This is a genomic window from Roseivirga echinicomitans (genome assembly GCF_001592935.1).
Lineage (GTDB): Bacteria > Bacteroidota > Bacteroidia > Cytophagales > Cyclobacteriaceae > Roseivirga > Roseivirga echinicomitans.
Window position 1 is genome coordinate 354,670 of record NZ_LRDB01000023.1, and the last position, 23,618, is coordinate 378,287.

Here is a 23,618-nt window from a genome sequence, read left to right on the forward strand (position 1 = left end):
TCGCTTACTATAGCGGTTTATCCTTTGCTCTTCTTGGCAGCGATCTGCTCCGCTAAGAGGATTATGCTTTCTTTTAAGAATGGATCTTTCAATTCATTCAAAGAGTGGTTCACGCCTTTACTCGATCCTAACTCTTTTAGTGAGTCTCCAATTTTTACTCTGGCATCTCTTTTCTTTTCGAAGTCATCAGCCTCTTTTTTACGCGTATCATAATTCAACGAAACTGAAGTTTTCGCCCTAGCTTTATTCAGCTCATTTATGTCATACTGGTAATCAACCAAGCTCTGATCTGTCTTTAATCTTTCCTCATGCGACTTCTTGAGTTGAGCAATCAAGTCATTGTCTACATAATTAAGTGGAGTAAACTTTGCCGCTGGAATTTTATCCCATGGCAATGCACTTGGTTTTGAGCTCTCTCCAAATTCCTTGGCACTAAAAGCAGACGGCAGACTAATATCTGGCGAAACACCCAAATGCTGAGTACTACTTCCTGTTACCCTATAAAATTTTGCTATGGTGTATTTGATAAGCCCAAGTTCATCAGTAGTTGGCTCTCGTAAGAAATCATTCAATCCTCTCACGTTCTGAACGGTTCCTTTACCGTAGGTCTGCTCTCCAACAATCACAGCTCTTTTATAGTCCTGCAATACGGCAGCGAAAATCTCAGAAGCCGAGGCAGAAAAACGGTTTGTCATGATGCTCAGAGGTCCAGAATAAAACATCTTTTCCTTATCATCTTCTTTGGCTATTTGGCCATTGGCATATTTAATTTGAACTACTGGTCCGCCTGGTAAAAACAAGCCAGATAAACTTATCGCTTCAAGTAATGAACCTCCACCATTGTTTCTTAAATCCAACATCACTCCATCTACACCGTCTTCTTGCAGTTGTGTAATTAGCTTTTTAACATCGCTGGTAGCACTACTGAAATCCTTTTCTCCATCTTCAAGGCCTTCAGAATCCAAATAGAAATCGGGAAGCGTTATAATTCCCAAGTTGTAAGTCTTACCTCCCTCTTCATACTGAACTACTTGACTTTTAGCCTTGGCCTCATCGTACTTAATTTTGTCCCGAACTATATTCACAATTTTCGTTTGCCCACCAACAGGCCTTCCCGCAGGCAAGAACTCTATGCGAACTAAGGTTCCTTTCGCGCCACGAACTTGACCTGCCACTTCATCAGACCTCCAGCCTACAACATCAACCATTTCACCTTCGGCACCTTGCGCAATTCCTACTATCCTGTCATCTACATCAATCTGACCACTTAAAAAAGCTGGGCCCCCAGGACGCAACTCAACAATTTTGGTGAAATCGTCATCTTGCTGCAAAGTGGCACCAATTCCTTCCATGGCTTTAGAACTTTCACGCTGAAAGTCTTCGGCACTTCTTGGCCCAAAATAACTCGTATGAGGGTCGAACGACTCGGTTACTGAATTCATCAGTATCTCGAAGACATCCGTACTGTTGTACTTATCTACATTGCTTTTAAAGCGTTCGTAACGCGTTACAAGCGTTTCAGAAATCTTCTTATCATCAGAACCACTTAATTTTAAGCTTAAGGCCTGATTCTTTATAATCTTCCTCCAAAGTTCATCTTGCTCTTGAGCGGACTGAGGGTAAGGTACCTTCTCTCTATCAAAGACAAATTCTTCCTTTTTAGTGAAGTCGAATTTATGTTGCGATTCGGCCAAAGCATATTTAAGGCGCTCTTCCACCCTCTTTTTATAAATATTGAAAATGTAAAAGGCTGGGACTAAATTTCCACGCTTCAAATCTTCATCGAAAGCAAAGCGATACTTTTGAAACGACTTAATATCCGCAGCTAAAAAGTAATTTTTACTTCCATCCAATGACTCAATGAAATTATCTAGAATGACTGAAGACAGTGAATCATTTAAATCAACATCTCTATAATGGAAAAAATCAAGGATTTGAGTCACCATAATGGCTTCCTTGATGTGCTCCGATTTTGGCTGCAAATACTTTGTGGTATCAGCCGTATCGGAAGCATAAATATTGGTGCTGCCCAATAATATGAGAGCAGGTATGATAATTAACTTTTTAAACAATTTCATAATAAGTAATAAGCTTTTCAAACTCAATAAACCCAAATGGGGGAAGAGCATAAATCTAACGAAAATAAGTGCTTTTCGTCTTTACCGATGATCACATTCTTTGGGTATCAACAATTAAACCAATTCTAACCATTTAGGTTGCGACCCCTACTCTCTATAATGTTAAAGTTTGCTAAAATCTATTCGCACCTCAACGATTTGGCTGGATTTACCATGGCCGCTTTAACCGATTGATAGGTTACTGTGGCTAACGCAATAAATAAAGCTACTATTGCCGAAGCCAAGAACCACAGCCAGTTGATGTCTACACGATAGGCAAAATCACTCAACCAGTATTCCATCATATAATAAGCCAAGGGGCTGGCCAAAAGCACAGCAACAATAATGAGCTTTGTGAATTGGTTTGAAAGCAATACAACGATTCCGAAAATTGAAGCGCCCAATACTTTTCTCACTCCAATCTCTTTTGTTTTTTGTTGGGCTGTAAAGGCTGAAAGTCCGAATAAACCCAAACAAGCAATGAAAATAGCCAGCCAAGTAAAGCTAAAAACTAGGGTTCCGAACTTTTCATCGGACTGGTATTGCTGACCAAATTCCTCATCAAAGAAACGGTACTCTAAAGGACTATTCGGGAACACCTCAGTCCAAGTGCTTTGCACAAAAGCCATTGTTTTGCTTATATCCGCTGCATTCAACTTAATGGCCAAGCTACCTCCGCCATTAGGGTTATAGAACATGGCCAGTGGTTCGATTTGATAGCGAAGTGAGGCAAAATGAAAATCTTTCACGACACCGATAATGGTTGACTCATTTTGGCCAAAAGACAACTTCTTCCCTATTGGCTCATCCCAAGCCAACAGCTTGGCCATGGCCTCATTAATAATTACAGCCTGCTGCTGATCCGTGGCAATTTCCTTATTGAAAAGTCTTCCTTGAGCAATTTCCATCCCCATTAAGTCTACAAAGTGCTCATCAAAATTAAGCACACTCACGATCCATCGATCATCTGGGCCAGCACCTTCAGGAGTAACCCCTCTTCGACCAAAAGTGCGTCCTGGCATTGAAGCAGTACCGGCTGTGGCAATGATGGAAGGATTTTGTTCTAGCTTATTTTTAAGTACTTGAATGGAAGGCTGCAAGCTTGGATGACTTACATCCAAAGTGAGGATTTGTTCTGTATCAAAACCTTTGTCCGCATTGCGCAAAAGTTGCAATTGGTCATACACGATGGTCGTTCCAATGATCATCACTATTGACACCATAAACTGAAAGACCACCAAAGATTTTCTTAGAACAACGCCTTTCCCGCTAGTTTTAAAAGAGCCGCGAAGAATACTAATTGGGCTGAAACTGGACAACATAAAAGCAGGATAGCTTCCTGAAAACAGACCCAATATTATAGTAAAGACGATTGCACCTAATATCCAAACTGGATTAGAAATAAAGTGTATGGCCAAGTTATCATTAAATGGAAGGCTAACTGCCGAACCCAAAGCTGCCACTAGGCCAATGGCGATCACCAAGGAGAAAAGGCAAAGGAAGATTGACTCTACCATGAACTGATTGATCAGCTGCTTTTTTACAGCCCCAAACACCTTTCGAATTCCAACTTCCATTGCCCTATTGGCCGATCTGGCGGTGGACAAATTCATAAAATTGAAAGAGGCAATGAGCATTACAAAAAGACCAACGGCTGCCAAAGTATAGACATAGCCCTCATCCGTTTTATTCAGGTTATAGTTCTCAAAAAGAATTCCGCTAGATTTTAAATGAACATCCTTTAAAGGTTGAAGCGTTACGCTGAAATTTTCACCCACGTTATTCGAACGGATCAAGGTTTCCATTTTCCCCTCCACCGTTTCTTCATTCACCGGATTGGCCAATTCCACATAGGTCACCATGCTGATACTCTGCCATGAATTGAGAAATTGCGCAAAACCAGAAGTGGTGTCTGCCTGCTGCATAGAAACAATGACATCAAAATTAAGGTGGCTGTTTTCGGTCACATCTTTCATCACGGCTACCACTTCCAAACCGGGCTGGCCTCCAATGTCAATTCGCTTGCCAATGGGATTATCCGTACCAAAAGTTTTCTGCGCCATGCTCTGCGTTACCACCACCGTATTGGGGTTTTTCAAGGCATTTTCCATATCGCCTTCCACCAATTTAAAATCGAACATTTCAAAAATAGAAGGTTCGGCATAGGCAAAATGATCGGTATAAAAACCCTGCTGCTCATAGGTAATCAGTTGTCTTCCCTGAGGTAACATTCTCACCCTGTTTACTACTTCCGGAAAATTATCTTCCATAGATTCTCCCAAAGCAGGAAGCGTAATGCCTACCAAACTATTGCTTACTCCCAAGGCCCTGTCTATCGTAAGCACCCTAAAGATTTTATCAGATTTAGAATGAAACTTATCGAACGATAATTCATTCTGAACAAAGAGGAAAATAATGATGCAGCAGGCCATACCTATTGACAGGCCCAACACATTGATGACTGAAGTTGCCTTACTTTTCAACAGACTTCTAAGTGCAATTTTGATGTAGTTCTTGATCATATTTAAAAACTTGACTTCCTAATTTTTTGCTTTAATAAGTTGCAATGCCTTATCCAAAGCGGCATCAGCTTTGATTTCAATATTGGGTTTTACCCCCACTCCTTCCCAGTTGGTTTTGGTAATTGGATTAATGGCTCTGCCTTGAGGTACATTGACAATAAAACCATCTGTTAGCAGCATTGGCCCACCCGGATGCGCCCCTCCGCCCGTGGTTTCACCAATAATAGTGGCGCGTTCTAAATTTTTTAAGTTGTACGTAAACTCTTCTGCAGCCGAAAAAGTATAACTACTGGTGAGCACATAAACAGGCACATTTGGTTTATAAACAGACGCTAAGTCTGGGGCTGTCCAAGTTTCTGAATACCTGTCGCTTGGCCGCCAATAAAAAGTATTCAAGTGAACAGGCTTATCACCAAAAAGGTAGCTAGAAATAAACCTGATCATGGAGGGAGAGCCTCCTCCATTTTTTCTTAGGTCGAAGATTATAGCATCGGACTGAATCAATTTGTCCATTGCTGCCTTTGCTACCTCTTCTGCAAATCGGATATCGGAAAAACCTCTTAGGTCTAAATAACCGATATTACCCTCAAGAATATCAAGCTCTTCAAAGCCATAATTCCCTTGGGCTGGTCTACCGCCTGTCGGGCTACCTTGCTGAATGGCCTCAAAACGTGTAGGGTTATAAGTTACCCGAATATGCTTGTCATTGGCCACCGACTTTAAATCTGCATCAAGTTGTTTTGCTAACTCACTGGGAGAATCAATTTCATTATACTCTCCCATTTTTAGTTTCGAGAGAATCAGATCACTCATGGCTTTGCCCTTTTCTGGAAAAACGTAATTGCGATCCATGATTTGAGCCAGTTGAGTCACCACATTCGTTTGGTCAAAGGATTGGGCTTGTAGACCAAATGAGTAAAAAATTATAAAAAGAGAAATGACGATTCTTGGCATGTTCATTACATTAATACGTAACCGCTTACCAAAAAACATACCTAATTTAAACAGTAATCGCAACTCATTGTTAAACAATATCTTAAGAAATACTCCAAACCGTGAGAAGCAAAATAATGAACGATCATGAACAGTGGGTTGCACGATTCTAGTGCAAAAATAATGGTGCAACCTTATCCAAAACTATAAAATTAGTTTAACTTAGAGCTGACTTATGAAAAGAAAACAAAAACTCCCCGCTCTCGCTATTATAGCCATTAGTTTTTTGATCTTCAGCTGTGGAAACTCCAAGTCAAAAGATAAGCCTGACGCAAGCTTAGTGCCCAGCGAAACGATTAACTTCTCACTCGATAATCAAACCTCAAATGTGAGTAGCTTCTTGGCCTACCACGATAATTCAGGAGATGGTTTGTTGTTTTCCCTAAATCAGCAAACCAATGAAATTCAGGCTTACTCCATGAACGAACAGAAACTGGTTCATCAAAACTCCTATGCTATTGAGGGGCCAAAAGGGGTAGGAGAAATCTCAGCCTTTCATATTGTTCGATTCGACAGCATCATTATTTTCCCTGCTAGCAAAAACTCCGTTTACACTTCAAATATTCTGAAAGGTTCGGTGGAAGGAATAAAATATGAACCTCCTTTAGGCTACTCCAATGCCGTGTTTTGGCCCAGTGCTTTTCCCTCGAACTCGGCATTAATAGACGGGAAACTTATGGTAAAAACCAGTTTTATGGGAAATCCATACTTACTCTCGGATGATCAAATGGCCGCTACACATTTGGCGTATTCTATTGACCTTACTTCAGGCCAAACCACTCCCCTTCCTCATTTTTTCCCGAAGGGATATTGGGGAGACAAAAAGACTTATTGGAGATTCAGTATGAGCGCTAGCCCTAAGTTTGTTTATTCCTTTTTCGGAGATCACAATGTTTATTATGCAGATTCGCCAAACTCAAAACTGTCTCCTGTATTAGCAGAAAGCAAATATTTCAAGAAGAGTATCGATCGATTTCCTACAGATGGTTCGTCAGAAGATAAAGGGATGTATCCGATTGTAACTCCTCATTACGGAAACGTTATTTATGACCAATACCGAGAGGTCTATTATAGGTTTTGTTTACCAGGCGTAGAAATACAGGAGGAAGAAAACATCTCTCAGCTTTTTTCATTCCCAAAAACGTTCTCAATTATCATATTGGATAAGGACTTGAATCCCGTTGGAGAAACATACTTCGGGAAAAATACAGCGTTGGCTCCCTACAATTCATTTGTTGGAAAAGATGGGCTTTACATTTCCATTAACCATCCCGAAAACCCCGAGAACAAAGAAGATTTTATGAGTTTTAAACGCTTTGAGTTGAATTGGTAAGGTTTACAACAGAGACTTCACCCTGTCATACATAGACTTTTCGTCCAATGCGGACTCTATCGTCTTTATGTCGTCTAGGAAGTTTTGCTTGCTATCGATTAAAAGCTGATCGTTCGCCTTTTTAATTTTAAGCCAAAGGCCTTCCATTTTACCGACCAATTCAATTCCGGTATCGCTCAGTTTTAAAAGGCGTTTTCTTTGGTCGAATTCGTCTTTCGATTCAATCACCAACTTCTTCTTTACTAAAATATTTGCGACTTGATTTACGGCAGGGTGGGTTTGTTGTAAACTGGCCGCCAGCTCTGTCACTGCCAGTTCTTCTCCGTTTTTCAGGGCATACACTACAGCAAACCAACGGGGTTCAAAATCGAAGTCAGATTCTTTATAAATAGCGGCCACATCTTTGGCCAACCGCTCGCTTAAGTTTTTCAGGCGAGTAGCCAAAGCTAAACTGCCCAATTCTTCAATTATGTTCCTTTCCAATTATCTCTTCTTTTGGGGAAGCAGCAATATTTGCACTCCCGTTGATCAATTTATTTCCAGCCAATTACCTCCTCAAAACTCTCTTTGGCTTAGCAAATATCTGTCCAATGCTGAACTGTATTCCGCATCTTTCTTTCTTGTAGAATAAATATTTATTTCGAAGATAATACAGAAACTGCGTTTCGTGGGGTGATTTTTTACCTAAGGTCGAATTATATGAATTAAGGTGGTAGCTAACCCCACGCCCAATTTCGCTCCATCAAAACCCAACAAGCGGCTAACTTTTGTATCTTCATCTCAAAATCTAAACCCATGACACTAAAAGCAAAACACCTTTTCCTTCTCTTTATCCTCACTGTTTTCACTTCCTGCCAAACAGCCCATAAGGATGATGACAATGAGCACTCCACAGAAGAAGTTACTCGCTTCGAAAGAGAGGGATCGTCCATTCTAAAGGGAGTAAAAGTACCCGCAGGCAAAAGCATCTATTTTGCCAGTGGCATTGTGGCCAACCCAAAAGACGAAACCAAGCCCGAAGGCGACCGTGAGAGATTTGGAAATACCTATGAACAAAGCGTGAGCACTTTAAAGCGAATTGCGGATTATTTAAGCGAAGAAGGTTTGGGCTTAGAAGATGTTGTGGCCATGAAAGTGTATGTTGCTCCCGACCCAGAAAACGACAACAAACCCGATTTCGATGGCTGGTTTAAAGCCTACGCTGAGTTCTTCGCAACGGAAGAAAACCCCAATAAAGTAGCAAGATCAACCATTGGAGTATTTACCTTGGTCAACCCAAATATGTTTATCGAAATTGAGGTGAGGGCGGTTTATAAGTAATGATATAGACTGTAATCGATTTAATACGCCAACCCGATTGTATCAAGAATAGGGCTTTATAAGAAGTTGGTTGCTTTTTATGTGGTGTACAACGGTATCAGCTATGAGTAGTTGCGTGGTTTAGTGCTTAACTTTGCAAGTATACACCGAACTGAAAATCCGTGAAGATTTTCAGAACTAGGCAAGAACAAGCAATTACTTAGAGCCATTTTTGTAGGCAGTATTTTAATTATCCGCCTAGTTTTCTTCTGTACTCCATAGATTTATTCCATGCTGTGATTAAAGATACATCTCCTAGTTTGAACCCTTCAATAAAGGCATTATATCGCTGCTCTGGTGTGCCATGGTGTTGAGGAGAATTAAATTGATAATCACCTCTTGAATAAAATGCACGGATGCCATCTTCTAAAATTCTAAATTTTTTTGCCTCGCTTTGGAAAACTCGAATATATTCAGCCATATGCCAGCCAGCTAAAAAATCGGCTTGTAATTCATTATTTCGACTATTCCTTGCCACTCCCATTTTAGCCTGTAAGATGTGTGCACATTCATGTGCTATAATGGCATCTATTGAATACGTTCCTCCTGCTTTGCCAGCATTTAAAAGTTGATATGGATCAAGACCTAGTTTTCTACATTGTTCAAAAAAGTCTTGTCTCCATAATTGAAATTCAGCCTGAACTAATTTCCCCCCAATTCGAATAATCCCATCGTCAGATCCGTTAAAATATGCAAAAGCATTTGGTGAAATCCCGTCATTATAATAAGCTACATTTGGTGTTATTTCAAATCTAGCAATTGCATATTGCGCACCAATTGAGACAAATCGATCTATCATATCAGCTTGATCTTGAGTTTCTGCCCATTTTCGAATAGTCGTAATTGGTGTTTGATTAATTGAACTCAAAAATTGCAAACTCATACATCCTTCATGATTTCCCTCCCCTTGTGGAGATGTTCCTAGGTTCGTTGACATCTTCTGAGAGTAGCAATCATAGAATGAGGTAAATATTAAGAAGAATAGCGTCAATAGTTGTTTTTTATTTTTCATGCCAAATTGTTTTTCGGGTATTGTATTGCCTACAACGCTCAGTGTTTGGTGTCGTAGCATCCAGTAGGGCACTATACATTGTTAGGCACTTTATTCTTCTTGAAATTTAACTTTGTGCTTTGTTAAAAACTCCTTGATCACAGAGACATGAATACATTCTCCTAAATGAATAAAGGAATAATCACTCACTTTTTTACTCTCCCCATTAGAAACAATTTTTTTATTCTCAATATCAAATCCTAAATGCAGGTTTTTTGTTCGGCTTTGCATTCCATAAATGACACCATCAGAATTAAACAATGGGCCTCCGCTTTGCCCTCTTAATCCCGGAGTACTCAATTCTATTCCAGCGGTTCTACCTTTACCATCTCGTAAAAACCTTGTAATCATTCCTTCTATTGGAAATCTTGGAGAAGCAATTACGCCCTCTTTAGTCCACTCGATGTCATCAGCTTGATCATTAAATTTGAAATTCGTAAACTCAGGAAAAGGAAATCCAAGCCTACAAAGGAAAGCTCCTTGTTTTATATCAGAAGCGTCTTTCTTAAACTTCGGGTATTCATCACAGATTACGTTTGTGAAATCATTAAATTTTAAAATTGCTAAATCATAGTCTGGATGAAGATGCCATGTAAATCCTGACATTTTATCTATACAATCCAAAAATGTATTTTTTAATTGAATCGTTGTATTGTTATCAATTTTATATTTTAGAAGTAATCCCTTGAGAGCTCTTTTGAATTTTCCGTCTCTCGGTAATCTATCTCTTTCTTCCTTAAATAGGTTGTAGTTTTTGACAACATTTTCGGATTGAACCAATAGCTCTATTACATGTTTACATGTCAAAGCATAGCCTTCATCATTAATTAAAAATAATGTTGCAGCTCCAGGAATTATTGATTTGCCTGAATATGTCCTAGATATAGTGTGAATGGGTCGAGTAAACTTTGCTGCTGTTTCGATTGCTTCTATAAACATGACTTCTATTTTATTGTGCCTAACATTAACTATCAGTCACGTTTGTGACGTATAGCCATAAATATATTCATTTTTATGACTGAACTACCCAGTATATCATTTATATCAGTCACTTCTAAGGAATAGCAGCTTGGGTTTTAGGTAACCTTCTACATTTTTCTTTTTATTTTGATTCCTTTGTATCAAGAATACAGCAATCTTTGGAAGAGAATATTCATACAACAACATCCATCTTTTAGTCGAAAACATGAAACTAAGAAACCTAACCATAGCCTTACTGAGCTTCTTGGCCATCAGCCTACAAGCCCAAACCTACAACGAATACGAACTTTCGTTTGACAATGCAGTGCACCACGAGGCCAATATTAAAATCAAGTTCAGCAACTTAGAAAACAAAGTATTGGAAGTGCGCATGAGCCGTAGTTCACCTGGCCGCTATGCCGTGCATGAGTTTGCCAAAAACGTGTACAACGTTAAGGCCACGGACAGTAACGGAAAGGCCCTACCTATTACCAGAGAAAACCCTTATCAGTGGAATGTGGCTGGACATAACGGGACAGTCAACTTTGAATATACGCTTTATGCCAACCGTGCTGGAGGCACTTATTCTGGCATTGATGAAAGTCACGCCCACCTCAACATGCCCGCTACTTTGGCTTGGGCCAGAGGTTTAGACCAACGCCCGGTAAAAGTAAAGTTCAATGTGAGGGAAGACAGGAACTGGAAAGTAGCTACTCAGCTTAAAGATTTGGGCAATAATACATTCTACGCGCCCAACACCTATTACTTAATGGACAGCCCAACCGAAATTGCCGATTTGTATTTCAGAGAAAGAAATGTTGATGGACAAACCATTCGTTTGGCTTTGCATAAAGACGGCACAACCGATGCAGAAGTGGATGCTTATTTTGAAGAAACTATGGGCATTGTAATGCAGCAAAAAGCAGTTTTTGGCGAATTGGCTACTTACGACTTCGGCCAATATACTTTCCTTTCTTGCTATATGCCCAACGCCAGTGGCGATGGTATGGAGCACAGAAATTCAACTTATGTGGTGAGCGGATTAGCGGTCGAAAGACCATTGGCCTCCACCTCGATGGGCACCATGTCGCATGAGTTTTTCCATAACTGGAATGTGGAAAGAATCAGACCTAGATCACTTGAGCCCTTCAGTTTTGAAGACGCTAATATGTCGGGTGAATTGTGGTTTGCAGAAGGATTTACGAGTTACTATACTGGACTAATGCAGGCACGTTCTGGCAGTATTTCTACTGATCAATATGTAAATGGATTGGGCGGAAGTGTAGGTTATGTGATCAATGCCCCAGGTAGAAGTTTCCACAATCCAATTGAAATGAGTTACCAAGCGCCATTTGTTGATGCGGCCACATCGATTGACCCCACCAACTTGAGCAACATTTTCATTTCCTATTATACCTATGGTTCGGTATTGGGCTTGGCGCTTGATATGTCGCTAAGGACAATGGACAATGGTAAAAACCTAGATGACTACATGAAGTACGTTTGGGAGAAACACGGCAAAACGGAAATTCCTTATACCGTTCGTGACCTACAGGCCCGAATGGCCGAGTATGCGGGAGAAAGCTTTGCCAATGAGTTTTTCGGAAAATATATTTTGGACAGTCAAATGCCAGATTACGCCAATTTGTTCAAGAAAATGGGTGTGACTTACACCAACAGAGCTGAAGGCCGTGCAAGTATGGGTGACAACATTCGTAAGCAAAGAGAAGGCTGGCAACTGACAGGCAACGCCACGGTGGGTTCGCCAATTTATAAGGCTGGTATCGAATCAGAGGATGTGATTTTGAGCCTCGCGGGCACCGTATTGACAGATGATTCAAACATCAACGAAATTATAGCGGCACACAAACCTGGCGACAGCATTGAGATTAAGTACCGCAAAATTTGGGGTGAAGAAAAGACTTCAAAACTTACTTTAGAAGAAGCTCAAGCTTGGTCTACGGGAATGGACGCCAATGCGGATGCCAAGGCAAAAGCCCGAAGAGAGGCATGGTTGAGGAAGAGGTAGTTATTGGTTATTAGTTAAGAGGAATGAGTTAGGAGGGTTTAGTAAATCAGAATTCTCTATTCAGGATCGGTTTCTAGATCCTTCGTGCCTCAGGATGAAAAGCATTGTGCACAGAACAGTAACGGAGGTTATTTCTTGAAAAAAAACTCCGTTGCTAGTGGCAAAATAACTCAGACTAGACCTCAAAAAACCGAGTGAAACTTAACAGCCTGTTTTCCTTTCCTGAGGCACGAAGGATCTAAAGTCTCACTTTTCTGGAAGAGGGATCTATTACAAATATTCAAATGAAAGAACACAGCGAAATCACATTTAAGAACGAAGACTTTAAAGGCCATTTGTTTGACGGTGAGTTTTATGATGAATGCCACTTTGTTAACTGTGATTTAACTGGTGCAGATTTTAGAAGTAGTTCTTTTGATGGTTGCACTTTCGAAAGTTGCAATCTCGCGGCTATCAAAGTAGTCAGTGCCAAATGGGATGACATTAGTTTCAAGGGCTGTAAGCTTAGCGGGATTGATTTCGAACCCATCAGTAAAATGCTGCTGTCTTTCTCTTTCGAGAATTGCCAAATCAGTTATTGCTATTTCAAAGCATTAAAAATTCCTTCTACCCGTTTCTTAAACAGTGAAATCAAGGAATGCGATTTTATAGATACGGATTTATCTGCCGCCACCTTTAAAGGCTCAAGCTTGGTGGGGAGCACTTTCGTGAACTGCAATTTATCCAAGACCGATTTTCGAGAAGCCCATGGTTACCAATTCAACCCCAATAACAATCGTCTAAAAAAGGCAAAGTTTTCCAACCCCGAGGTGCTCGCATTATTGGATGGGTATGATATTGTGATTGAATGATAAGCTCATTCGGGAGTTTAACTTAAAGACTGGCTTTAGAAATTGAGTAAATAACTTGTACTTCTCCCCCCTCCTTCTGTCTTAACCAACACCTCTTTTTTCAATAAATCATTAATATCTCTTCCAGCAGTATCTTGCGAGCATTTGCACATTTTCGCCCATTTGGATGAAGTTAATTTACCTATAAAGCCATCAAAAAGTTTATTGACCATTAGCGCCTGTCGGTCATTGAAAGGTGTGCTTGCATGACGCTCCCAAAATTTAGCTTTCTGAACTGTGGAGCTTAAGGTTTCGGATGTTGCTTCTAGAGCATTCTCAAGGCAAGTCAAGAACCAAAGTAACCATTCGGTGATGTCTAAATTACTCTTCTGAGTTTCTTCTAAAACTTTATAATACGCCTTCCTTTGGTTTCTTATCTCAGAAGACATACTATAAAAGCGTTGATTACTTCCATCTGCCCTAGCCAATAGCATATCCGTAATTGCCCTAGCAATGCGTCCATTTCCATCGTCAAAAGGGTGAATGGTTACAAACCAAAGGTGGGCTATTGCAGCCTTAAGCACTGAATCCAAATCATGAACATTATTTATCCATTGCAATAAAGAATTCATTTCTACCTCTAAAAGATCGGAAGCAGGGGCTTCAAAATGCACCTTTTCCCTCCCTAATGGCCCAGACACCACTTGCATTGGATCATCAGGCGCATTATCTCTCCATTGGCCAACTACTATTGAAAATAGACCAGACTTACCCGTTGGAAAAAGAGAAGCATGCCACTCAAAAAGTCTTTGTGAAGTCAACGCTTTGTCTCGATTCTGTGTAGCATCAAGCATCATTTCCACCACTCCATCCACATTTCGGTCTGAAGGTATAAGGCCTGCTATATCCAACCCCAGCCTTCTGGCGATGGATGATCTCACCTGATCCTTATCAAGAAACTCACCTTCTATTTCACTCGACTTTGTTACATCTGAAATTAGTGTATTGAGGTTGGCTTCAGACTTTAGACTAAAGCCTAGACCTTCCATTTTACCCAAAAGAAATCCTTGCCTGTTCCTTACCTGAACAAGGCTTTCTAACACCATAACTTTATCCCATGTAAAGTTCGGCCAAGCTTTAAGCTGATGGATATATTGCATATTCTCCGCAAATTATGCGGTAAATATAAACATTATTCTCCGCATCAAGAAATTATTCTCCTCAAATAATGCAGAGAATAGACTGATTAATCTCCGCATGAAACGAAAAAAGGCTCCGAAGAGCCTTTTTAATTAGTTTAATTTTTTAATAAAGCTTAACTCAGCTCATCTTCATCGAAGCCTTCCATATCATCAATGGAGAACATACTGCTGAGTAGATCTTTGAAGCGGGTGCCAGTATCTAAAGCAGACTTGCTCAGTTTGCTATATTCGGCCAAGCCGTGAAGCACGAACTCCATGAGGAACAGTTGCTCGTCTTTAGATTTCTTAGGATACTTATTCTTTACTAAGTCTGCCAAGCCAGGCACAGATAAAAGTGCTTTCTCATATGCTTCGTTAGAAAGATCGTTCAGTAAATCGATCGAACTCCCTTCTCCGAACCAATTGATAATGGCTTTGTAAGGGTTTTCCGTTTTCTCTCCCTTGTCCTTCTTTTTATCGTCTGGATTTGGGAAGTAATCTAAAAACTGTGTCCGAATGGCCTTGCCCACCAAGTTGTGCGCTACTATACCTGGCCCTTCTTGTTCGCCTTCATACACCAACTCTACCTTGCCAGTAATCGCAGGAATGACTCCTACAAAGTCGGAAACACGTACATAAGTTTTCTTTTCGCCATTCATTAAAGCCCTTCTTTCCGCAGCACTCAATAAATTCTCGTAAGCAGAAATGGTCAGTCGTGCAGAAACCCCACTTTTCTCATCTACATACTCACTATTTCGGGCTTCAATCGCCACTTGCTCAATGAGGTCTTGCGCTATTTCATTCAAGACAATTTTCTCTTTCTGAGCTTCCTTAATGTCTGCTTCTTGCACCGTAATCTGCTTACCGATCTCCAAAGTTTTTGGATAATGGGTAATAATCTGGCTATCGATACGGTCTTTCAATGGAGTTACAATGCTGCCTCGGTTGGTATAATCCTCAGGGTTTGCGGTAAACACAAATTGAATATCTAAAGGAAGCCTCAGTTTGAAACCTCTGATTTGGATATCACCTTCTTGCAAAATATTGAAAAGTGCCACCTGAATTCTGGCTTGTAAATCGGGCAACTCATTGATGACAAAAATGCCTCTATGCGACCTCGGCACCATGCCGTAATGGATCACACGCTCATCTGAATAAGGTAATTTTAAAGAGGCAGCCTTGATCGGATCCACATCTCCAATTAAATCGGCAATGGACACATCAGGCGTAGCCAGTTTTTCAGAATAACGATCGCTGCGATGGAGCCAAGCAACAGGCGTTTTATCTCCCATTTCCTTTACTTTCTCTAACCCAAACTTGGTGATGGGGTTCAACGGATCATCATTCAATTCAGAACCTTCAATGACGGGCACATACTCATCTAAAAGCAAAATCATTTGACGGGCAATTCTGGTTTTGGCTTGCCCTCTCAAGCCCAACAAATTCATGTTGTGTTTGGAAAGAATGGCGCGCTCCACATCAGGAATTACAGTGTCTTCATAACCCCAAATACCTTCAAAAGTAGGTTCCTTGTTCACCAGTTTTTTGATCAGGTTATCACGAAGTTCATCCTTTACAGATTTACTTTGATAACCCGCCTTTTTCAAAGCGGCAAGGGTATTTATCTTCAATAATTGATCAGAGGTCAATTTGTAATAGCTCATGTTAAAATCGTTTACTGCGATTGCGTTTAAAGTCTTCAAAAATAACGTGCCCCAAGCCTTTGAGGCTACTGTAATAGGCATTGCCGTTATTGGCTGCGGTAAATTCCTTCACAAATTCCTTCAGATATGGATCTGACGCAATCATAAAAGTGGTAATAGGAATTTGTAATCTCTTACACTGACTCGCCAAGTTCAGTGTTTTATTAAAAATCTTTGGGTCGAGCCCAAAGGCGTTCTTGTAGTATTTAATTCCAACTTTCATGCAGGTGGGCTTCCCATCTGTAATCATGAAAATCTGTTTGTTGGCGTTTTTTCTTCTTCTTAAAATATCCATGGCCAACTCTAGCCCAGCAATGGTATTGGTATGGTAAGGCCCAACTTGCAGGTAAGGCAAATCCTTGATTTCAATCTGCCAAGCATCGTTCCCAAATACAATCACATCGAGTGTGTCTTTTGGGTATTTGGTTTTGATAAGTTCGGCCAAGGCCATCGCTACTTTTTTAGCTGGCGTAATTCTGTCTTCCCCATACAAAATCATGGAATGAGAAATATCAATCATCAACACGGTTGAAGTCTGAGTTTTGTATTCTGTTTCAATGACCTCCAAGTCATTTTCGGTCAGCTTAAACTCTCCGAAACCGTTATTGATTTGCGCGTTGCGAATAGAGTCCGTCATGGCGATTTGCTGAAGAGAATCACCAAACTCGAAGGGACGTCTGTCGGTGCCCGTCTCATCTCCTACTCCTGAAAAGGAAGTTTTGTGCTGTCCTTTTCCTGACTTTTTCAGCTTGCCGAAAATTTCTTCCAAAGAAGATTTTCTGATTTCCTGCCCCGTTTTATCCGTCACCTGAAATTTACCGTCTCCGTTTTGCTCGGTTAGGTAGCCTTTATCTTTAAGGTCTTCAATAAAATCACCGATGCCATAATTACCATTGGTGATGTTGTATTGCTTATCTAAATTCGTCAACCAGCTGAGGGCTTCGCCAGCCTCACCTCCTGTAATACTAATCAACTGCAAGAAGATATTCAGTAGGTTGTCAAAGGCCGATTGCCCAGCCGTTTTTTGCGGAATGTATTTTGAAAATCGATATCCTTTCATGAATGCCTTGACAACGCGATTGATAATGAATTGGTTTAATTTAAGTCTGGTTTCTTTTGGCAATCTACGACTGTTCTGACCTAATAAAACTCCAGTTTGGACATCTTAATTATTAGGTAATTACTTACATTTAGTAACCGGTTCAAATAAAAGACGCTTTAGCGAACGGCTAATTTTGCCTTCCTTTGCTTAACTTTTATAACATAAACTGAATGAAACTCACTAAACTGCTCTTTTTCGGCCTCGCACTTTGCGCAATGTCTTCTTGTTCTAAAACCAACAATGCTGAATTCATTATTGGCGAATGGTACAACGAATCCATGATCGTCACCATAGACCATGGTAAACCAGAAGAGACGGCCTTCAAAGTGCCTATTGGTAGCTGGGAAGAGATTCTCGGCATTAAACCCATTTTAACCACCTACACAATTGACGGAAATTATACTTCTATCTATACCGATCTATCTGGGGAAGTATCCATGGAAACTTTCGGTACATGGGAAGTAAAAGGCGACAGTATTTACCTTACGGAAAATGACATCACCACTGCTTACAAATTTGTGTGGATGGATGGCAAGGCAGAGTTTACAGGTTTTTTGGACTGGGATGAAGATGGTCTGCCAGATGATTTGTATTCGGGCATTCAAATCAAGAAATGATTTTTTAACCAAATTAATAAACTATGGACATTTCAAACATCAATTGGTTGGCGGTTGTCGTATCGACAGTGGCCTATTTTGCACTAGGCGCTATATGGTATGGCCCTCTTTTCGGCAAAGCGTGGCAGCGAGGCAATGGTCTCTCTGATGAAGAACTCAAGAAAGGTAATATGGGAAAGCTATTCGGTAGCGCTCTGATTCTTTCATTTGTGGTAAGTTTTGGAATGGCCATGTTTTTTTATGGTTTTGGTGAAAACCCAGATATGGATGCCACAATGGGTGGAATGATGGGCTTAATGACAGGCCTATTCTTTATTATTCCTTCTACCGCGTTAAATTATAATTTCGCTAGAAAAGGAGTTGGTCTAATCATGATTGATTCACTCTATCACACCATCGCCTTTACCATTATCGGTGTCATTTTAGGCATTTGGAAGTAATCAAACACGTTAAAAACAGCACAATAAATAACAAATCCCAAAGCCCATGCGTTTAGGTTGTCATCACCTAAACATTCATGGGCTTTAAATCGTCTTGGATGTGACTAAAAAAATTATTGTACTCGATGGTCATCTCGGGAACTAACTGAGCAATTTTTTTATTTAGGTATGGTCAAACAACTCAGACATGAAAAATCAGAAACAACAAACACTACCTGTTGCCTACAAACAAGGCTGGCAGATAGCCCAAGCCGAAGATGAAATGTTCACTCAAATTAATAACCGATTGAAGTCTATAAAGGCCATCAACAAATTAAAACGTGGTGAGCTTTTTTTAGAGGTAATTGAGAGCTGAATTAGCTTCTCATTAAAAATCCAGAGGACTCGGTTTTAAGAAGCTATACCCTAGGTCAGTAAGCTTTTTCCCCGACACTTTTTTAGAATCAATAAGTTCAGGCGCCTCCCAAATGGGTTGGTCAAAGTTATGCTTATGCGCCATGGATTCGTGTACTTCTTTGCGTGTTGGGTGTTCTGGGCAAACTAAATTGAGTGTGCCCTCTTCTAGCAAATCACCCTTTATTAATTGCTGAATAATATTGATGACGTCATCGCGATGAATGTAATTAACTGGTGTAATGGCTCCTGATGTGGCCTTGTCTGCAAACCACTTTCCTGGAATTCTGTCTTCGCCCATTAAGCCTCCACAACGGAGAACAGTAAGTTTAGCCTCCACATGGCGAATTTCTCTTTCACCATATACCACCGCTTTTGTCGATCCATTTTCTAAATCGAAATCGGTAGTTTCGGTCACCCAACCCTCTGTATTAGGGTAATATGAGGTGGAACTCACAAAGATCACTCTGGGCACCTTGTGCTGATCCACCAAGTATTTCAGGTACTTGATTTGTTCGCCATAAAACTCAGGCGTATTTCTTTTTCTCCCTGGGGGAATATTAATAACGAGTACATCGGTTTGAAAAAGGGCGTTGAAATCTTCGCCCATAGGCATGGGGTCCATTTTGAGTAAAAACGGACTAATTCCTGCATTGGAAAGCGAATCGAATTTTTCTTTTGAAGTAGTACTGCCCAATACAGAAAAGCCTTCTTCAGATAATTTCTTTCCTAAAGCCAAGCCTAACCAACCACAACCAACGATACTCACTTTCATTCGGAGTTCTTTTAGACCGTGGCCTTCGCTTTCATTTCAGCAACTACCTTTTCGTAATATGCTTCGTACTGTGGAAGAATGTTCGTGATATCGAAATCCTTAGCTCTTTTTAGCGCATTTGTTTTGAAAGTCGGTAAATTTTCGTCCTTCAGAATATGCAGGGCATTTTTCGTCATGTCCTCCACGTCACCAATTGGCGACACAAAGCCTGTTACACCATGAAGGTTCAACTCAGGAATACCACCCGCATCAGAAGTCACCAATGGCACTTCGCAAGCCATGGCCTCTAAAGCAGATAAACCAAAGCTTTCCTTTTCAGAAGGCATTAAGAATAAATCGGCAACAGAAAGCACTTCTTGCACCGCCTCTAATTTCCCTAAGAATCTTACTTCGTCATAAATACCTAGGTCACGGCAAAGCGTTTCGATATGACTTCTTTCTGGGCCATCGCCTACCAAAAGCAAACGCGCAGGTATTTGTTCTTGAATCTTATGGAACACTTTCACCACATCGTCAATACGCTTTACTTTTCTAAAGTTTGACGTGTGAACAATCAGCTTTTCCCCATTAGGGCAGATGGCTGTTTTAAAGTGTTCTTTACGTTGCTTCTTGAATTTTTCTAAATCGATAAAATTGGGAATCACCTCAATTTCACGTCTAATGTTGAAATGCTTGTAGGTATCTTTCTTTAAATCTTCAGAAACCGAAGTAACGCCATCCGACTGGTTGATGCTATAGGTTACCACAGGCTCATACGATGGATCTTTACCCACCAAAGTAATGTCTGTACCGTGCAAAGTTGTAATCACTGGAATTTCAATGCCTTGATCTTTCAGGATTTGCTTTGCCAACACCGCAGCCGAAGCGTGTGGAATTGCATAATGCACATGCAGCAAATCAAGCTTTTCGTATTTCACTACGTCCACCATTTTACTGGCCAATGCGAGTTCGTAAGGAGGGAATTTGAAAAGTGGATAGGAACGAATGTTTACTTCGTGATAAAAGAGGTTCTCGTTAAAGAAGTCCAACCTAGTAGGTTGAGAATAGGTAATAAAATGAATTTTATATCCCTTTTTAGCCAGCCCTATTCCTAGTTCTGTAGCTACAACTCCCGAACCACCAAAGGTTGGGTAACACACGATTCCAATATTCATTAATTCTAGCGCTTTAAAGCCAACTTTCTTTCAACTGGTTAGTCTTTATTAAAGTTCCAGATCGACTCGTAGATTAAATCTTGAATTTTGGTACGGATATTCCACTGAATCAGTTTTGCATTTTCTGCATTCGGATAAACCCTATTCGCAAGGAAGACATATACTAGCTCCTGCTCAGGGTCAGCCCAAACCGCAGTACCCGTAAAGCCAGAGTGCCCAAAAGTAGATGCTGAGGCATAACGTGAGGTTGGCCCTTCATCTTTGCCCACAATTGGTTTATCCCAGCCCATTCCTCTGCGATTATCTTCGGTTTGTTGATTGGTAAAAGCAGGAATGGTATTTAAATCATAATATTTCTGACCTCCATACTGGCCCAATTGTAAATGCATTTGCATAAGAACGGCCAAATCGAGGGCATTAGAAAACAGACCCGCATGTCCAGCTATTCCGCCAAACATAGCAGCACCTTGGTCGTGCACAGTTCCTCTCAATAAAGTTTTTCTGAAAAGGTTATCGTCTTCGGTTGGGGCAATTTCTTGTAGAAAGCCTTTTTCGGTAGGCAAATACCCCATGGTTTGTAAACCAAGTGGGGCATAAAGTCTGTCGTTCAAGAAACTATCGAAGGGTTTGTTTAAAATATTTTCGGCCAATTTGTAAAAGAAATAATAACCCATATCCGAATAGAGGTAATCGTACTTCTCTTCACCTCTAGGCATTTTTCTCAGGTCCGCATCAATCACCCATTTCCAAAGTGAATCAGCCAAGGCTGGGCTTCCATACATATGGTCGGCAACAGTAGAATTATAACTCGGGCCCGGAGTCTCGCTATAATAGGCCTGATCTAAAACGCCATTGTCCACCGTTCTTTTCCAAAACGGAATGAAAGGTTGAAGTCCAGCCTGATGCAAAAGCACATCCCGAATGACTAAGTCTTCCTTGTTCGTCCCTTTCACTTCGGGCAAGTAATCGCCCAATGTTTTATTCATGTCGATGAGGCCGTTTTCGTTGAGGTACATCAGCACCTGAACACTGGCCATCACTTTGGTGATTGAAGCCAAATCGTACATGGTTTCATCATCTACAGCGATGAGACTGTCGTAGGTTTGATAACCATAATTCTTACTGAAGATCACTTTCCCTTTTCTGGCTACCATCACTTGACCTCCAGGGGTCGCTTTTCCGTCAATTGCTTTTTTCATAAAGGCATCAATACCTTTCAATGTTTCAGAGTCCATCCCCACTTCCTCTGGTAATCCAAAGCTCAAACGAGACGCGGTCATCGTCTTAATTCCTGTGCCATTTTTAAAGCTGCCAGTGGTTACTGGTAATTTACCTTCGGCACGAAGTGCTCCAAAAATGATTTGCGGAGCAATATTTCTTGTAATTTCATTGTCTTCGTAAGTGCAAATAATATTCTTCACCCCATCAAAAAATTGAAGCCCATAAGCATTGCCAAATGCCACAACGATGACATTGGTTTTGGCCTGCAAATCACGAATGAACTGAACTTCATCCGACTTTACGCCATGTTGATCTTTGGTTGAATTGGTAATTCCACCGTAGCCAACAACCACCGTATTGTAAGAAGAAAGCGACTCTAATAAAGACTGATAAGTTGTTCCCGCCTTAAAGTGATCGAATTTAGCATACTTACTTAGCGTGTTCTGAAACTCTTGATTATCAGCTATACCAAAGTTCAGTGAGGCAAACTTGGTGCTGTCCAGTCTAATGATTGGTAAAAGCTCATCTGTATTATCTACCACCGTCATCGCTTTCTGGTAAAGTATGCGATTCAACATTTCAGCATAACTGGTGTTAATGCGCTCGGTAAGGTTATCGGTAGAAATTGGTTCAACCTTAGAAAGCCCCATCCAATATTTAGCCTCCAAAATTCTTCTGACCCGATAATCCAAAGAGGCTTGAGTCAAATCTCCTTTTTTGATGGCCTTCTTTACTTGATCAATGCCCTTGGCTACATCTAAAGGAAAAAGGATAATGTCGTTGCCAGCCATCAAAGCGCGTACATCAGCTTCGCCAGGTTCGTAATATTTTGCCACGCCCTGCATGTTCATGGCATCGGTAAAGGCCAAGCCGTCAAAGCCAAGTTCATTTTTCAGAAGGTCGGTTACTACTTTTTTTGAAAGTGTAGTGGGGGTTTTCTCTCGGCTGTCATAAGCGGGAATTTGCAAATGTGCCACCATTACACTCATCAAACTATCTTTCATTAAAGCCTTAAAAGGGTAAAGCTCAATGTCATTCATCCGCTCCTTGCTCTGGTTAATCACTGGCAAATCCGCATGAGAATCAACATCCGTATCGCCATGACCAGGGAAGTGCTTAGCGTTGGCCATAATGCCAAAATCTTGCATGCCCTTCATGTAGGCCACACCTTTTTCAGCCACATTGAATTTATTTTCACCAAAAGACCGATAGCCAATTACTGGGTTCTTAGGATTCACATTTACATCGACTACTGGCGCGAAGTTGATGTGCATATTCAATTGCTTGAACTGATTGGCTACTTCCTTGCCCATTTCATAAATCAGTCGGTTATCTTGAATCGCGCCTAAAGTCATTTGCTTCGGAAAGTCCATAATACTGTCCAGTCGCATGCCTATCCCCCATTCTGCATCCATAGCAATGGCCAATGGCACTTTGGCTTTTGCCTGAAAGCGGTTGGTAAGGTTGGCTTGTCTGCCTGCTCCTCCTTGAAAGAAGATTAAACCACCAATGTTGTATTTAGAAATCTGGGCATCGATTTCAGCAAAATGCTTTTCATCTAGGTTAGAATAAGCCGCCACCATAAAAAGTTGGCCCAGTCTTTCTTCTGGAGTCATGCTATTGAAAACACTATCGGCCCAAGCTTTTTGGCTTACGGTATCTATTTTTGAATAGATCTTTTGAGCACTAGCGGCTGCAACAAAAAGGGTGAGTAGAAGAAAGGTGTAAGTAACTTTTTTAAGCATTATGCCGTAATTTTTAGTTATAGCAAATAAACTATAAATTTGCTCATGGTGCATTTTATAGCGAAATTCTTTGCGGTATAAAGAACGCCAAAT

General features: G+C 40.7%; 19 protein-coding genes. 7 read left to right on the forward strand and 12 right to left on the reverse strand.

Annotated elements, in window-relative coordinates:
* Positions 1-17 precede the first annotated feature (17 nt).
* From AWN68_RS12910 to AWN68_RS12920, 3 genes are all read right to left on the reverse strand, one after another.
* A complete protein-coding gene (locus tag AWN68_RS12910) occupies positions 18-2,078 on the reverse strand; it encodes a carboxy terminal-processing peptidase (protein WP_068416328.1) in 2,061 nt (686 codons plus the stop codon).
* A 179-nt stretch (positions 2,079-2,257) separates the two neighbouring features.
* A complete protein-coding gene (locus AWN68_RS12915) occupies positions 2,258-4,639 on the reverse strand; it encodes an ABC transporter permease (protein ID WP_068416329.1) in 2,382 nt (793 codons plus the stop codon).
* Between the two features lie 18 nt (positions 4,640-4,657).
* Complete coding sequence (locus AWN68_RS12920) at positions 4,658-5,632, reverse strand: S41 family peptidase (RefSeq protein ID WP_084362860.1); 975 nt, start codon at positions 5,630-5,632, stop codon at positions 4,658-4,660.
* Between the two features lie 175 nt (positions 5,633-5,807).
* Here AWN68_RS12920 and AWN68_RS12925 point away from each other — a divergent pair, with 175 nt between their 5' ends.
* Complete coding sequence (locus AWN68_RS12925; RefSeq protein ID WP_068416334.1) at positions 5,808-6,965, forward strand: DUF4221 family protein; 1,158 nt, start codon at positions 5,808-5,810, stop codon at positions 6,963-6,965.
* Between the two features lie 3 nt (positions 6,966-6,968).
* Here AWN68_RS12925 and AWN68_RS12930 read toward each other — a convergent pair whose 3' ends face one another.
* A complete protein-coding gene (locus AWN68_RS12930) occupies positions 6,969-7,448 on the reverse strand; it encodes a MarR family winged helix-turn-helix transcriptional regulator (RefSeq protein WP_068416335.1) in 480 nt (159 codons plus the stop codon).
* Between the two features lie 312 nt (positions 7,449-7,760).
* On the opposite strand from AWN68_RS12930, the gene AWN68_RS12935 reads away from it, so the two are divergent.
* Positions 7,761-8,285: a RidA family protein gene (locus tag AWN68_RS12935; RefSeq protein ID WP_068416336.1), complete on the forward strand. Its 525-nt coding sequence runs from the start codon at positions 7,761-7,763 to the stop codon at positions 8,283-8,285.
* A 229-nt stretch (positions 8,286-8,514) separates the two neighbouring features.
* On the opposite strand, the gene AWN68_RS12940 is transcribed toward AWN68_RS12935, so the two are convergent.
* Positions 8,515-9,336, reverse strand: a complete 822-nt coding sequence (locus AWN68_RS12940; protein WP_068416337.1) for a neutral zinc metallopeptidase — start codon at positions 9,334-9,336, stop codon at positions 8,515-8,517.
* A gap of 90 nt (positions 9,337-9,426) precedes the next feature.
* Complete coding sequence (locus AWN68_RS12945) at positions 9,427-10,314, reverse strand: S1 family peptidase (protein ID WP_068416339.1); 888 nt, start codon at positions 10,312-10,314, stop codon at positions 9,427-9,429.
* Between the two features lie 247 nt (positions 10,315-10,561).
* Between AWN68_RS12945 and AWN68_RS12950 the strand changes: the two genes are divergently transcribed.
* Together AWN68_RS12950 and AWN68_RS12955 are read left to right on the forward strand one after the other, a co-directional pair.
* Entirely contained in the window at positions 10,562-12,364 is a 1,803-nt protein-coding gene (locus AWN68_RS12950; RefSeq protein ID WP_068416340.1) for a M61 family metallopeptidase, read from the forward strand.
* Positions 12,365-12,648: 284 nt separating this feature from the next.
* Positions 12,649-13,215, forward strand: coding sequence for a pentapeptide repeat-containing protein (locus tag AWN68_RS12955; protein ID WP_068416341.1), 567 nt, complete (start codon positions 12,649-12,651; stop codon positions 13,213-13,215).
* A gap of 35 nt (positions 13,216-13,250) precedes the next feature.
* Here the strand turns inward: AWN68_RS12955 and AWN68_RS12960 are convergent, their stop codons facing one another.
* The 3 genes from AWN68_RS12960 to AWN68_RS12970 form a co-directional block, all read right to left on the reverse strand.
* Positions 13,251-14,354 carry a Fic family protein gene (locus AWN68_RS12960; protein WP_068416344.1) on the reverse strand — a complete coding sequence of 368 codons (1,104 nt, stop codon included), beginning with the start codon at positions 14,352-14,354 and terminating at the stop codon, positions 13,251-13,253.
* A 155-nt stretch (positions 14,355-14,509) separates the two neighbouring features.
* Positions 14,510-16,039 carry a P-loop NTPase family protein gene (locus AWN68_RS12965; RefSeq protein ID WP_068416347.1) on the reverse strand — a complete coding sequence of 510 codons (1,530 nt, stop codon included), beginning with the start codon at positions 16,037-16,039 and terminating at the stop codon, positions 14,510-14,512.
* A gap of 1 nt (position 16,040) precedes the next feature.
* Entirely contained in the window at positions 16,041-17,138 is a 1,098-nt protein-coding gene (locus tag AWN68_RS12970; RefSeq protein ID WP_068416497.1) for a vWA domain-containing protein, read from the reverse strand.
* A 212-nt stretch (positions 17,139-17,350) separates the two neighbouring features.
* Between AWN68_RS12970 and AWN68_RS12975 the strand changes: the two genes are divergently transcribed.
* The 3 genes from AWN68_RS12975 to AWN68_RS19010 all read left to right on the forward strand — a co-directional run bounded on the left by AWN68_RS12975 (position 17,351) and on the right by AWN68_RS19010 (position 18,592).
* Entirely contained in the window at positions 17,351-17,797 is a 447-nt protein-coding gene (locus AWN68_RS12975; protein ID WP_068416351.1) for a hypothetical protein, read from the forward strand.
* A 23-nt stretch (positions 17,798-17,820) separates the two neighbouring features.
* Positions 17,821-18,237 carry a DUF1761 domain-containing protein gene (locus AWN68_RS12980; protein ID WP_068416352.1) on the forward strand — a complete coding sequence of 139 codons (417 nt, stop codon included), beginning with the start codon at positions 17,821-17,823 and terminating at the stop codon, positions 18,235-18,237.
* Between the two features lie 187 nt (positions 18,238-18,424).
* Entirely contained in the window at positions 18,425-18,592 is a 168-nt protein-coding gene (locus AWN68_RS19010) for a hypothetical protein (protein WP_157716201.1), read from the forward strand.
* Positions 18,593-18,604: 12 nt separating this feature from the next.
* Here AWN68_RS19010 and AWN68_RS12985 read toward each other — a convergent pair whose 3' ends face one another.
* From AWN68_RS12985 to AWN68_RS12995, 3 genes are read right to left on the reverse strand one after another with little or no spacing between them, the layout of a single operon-like run.
* Positions 18,605-19,405: a Rossmann-fold NAD(P)-binding domain-containing protein gene (locus tag AWN68_RS12985; protein ID WP_068416353.1), complete on the reverse strand. Its 801-nt coding sequence runs from the start codon at positions 19,403-19,405 to the stop codon at positions 18,605-18,607.
* 11 nt (positions 19,406-19,416) lie between these two features.
* Positions 19,417-20,559: an N-acetyl-alpha-D-glucosaminyl L-malate synthase BshA gene (gene bshA / locus AWN68_RS12990; protein WP_068416355.1), complete on the reverse strand. Its 1,143-nt coding sequence runs from the start codon at positions 20,557-20,559 to the stop codon at positions 19,417-19,419.
* A gap of 38 nt (positions 20,560-20,597) precedes the next feature.
* Positions 20,598-23,525, reverse strand: coding sequence for a glycoside hydrolase family 3 N-terminal domain-containing protein (locus tag AWN68_RS12995; protein WP_068416500.1), 2,928 nt, complete (start codon positions 23,523-23,525; stop codon positions 20,598-20,600).
* Positions 23,526-23,618: the final 93 nt, after the last annotated feature.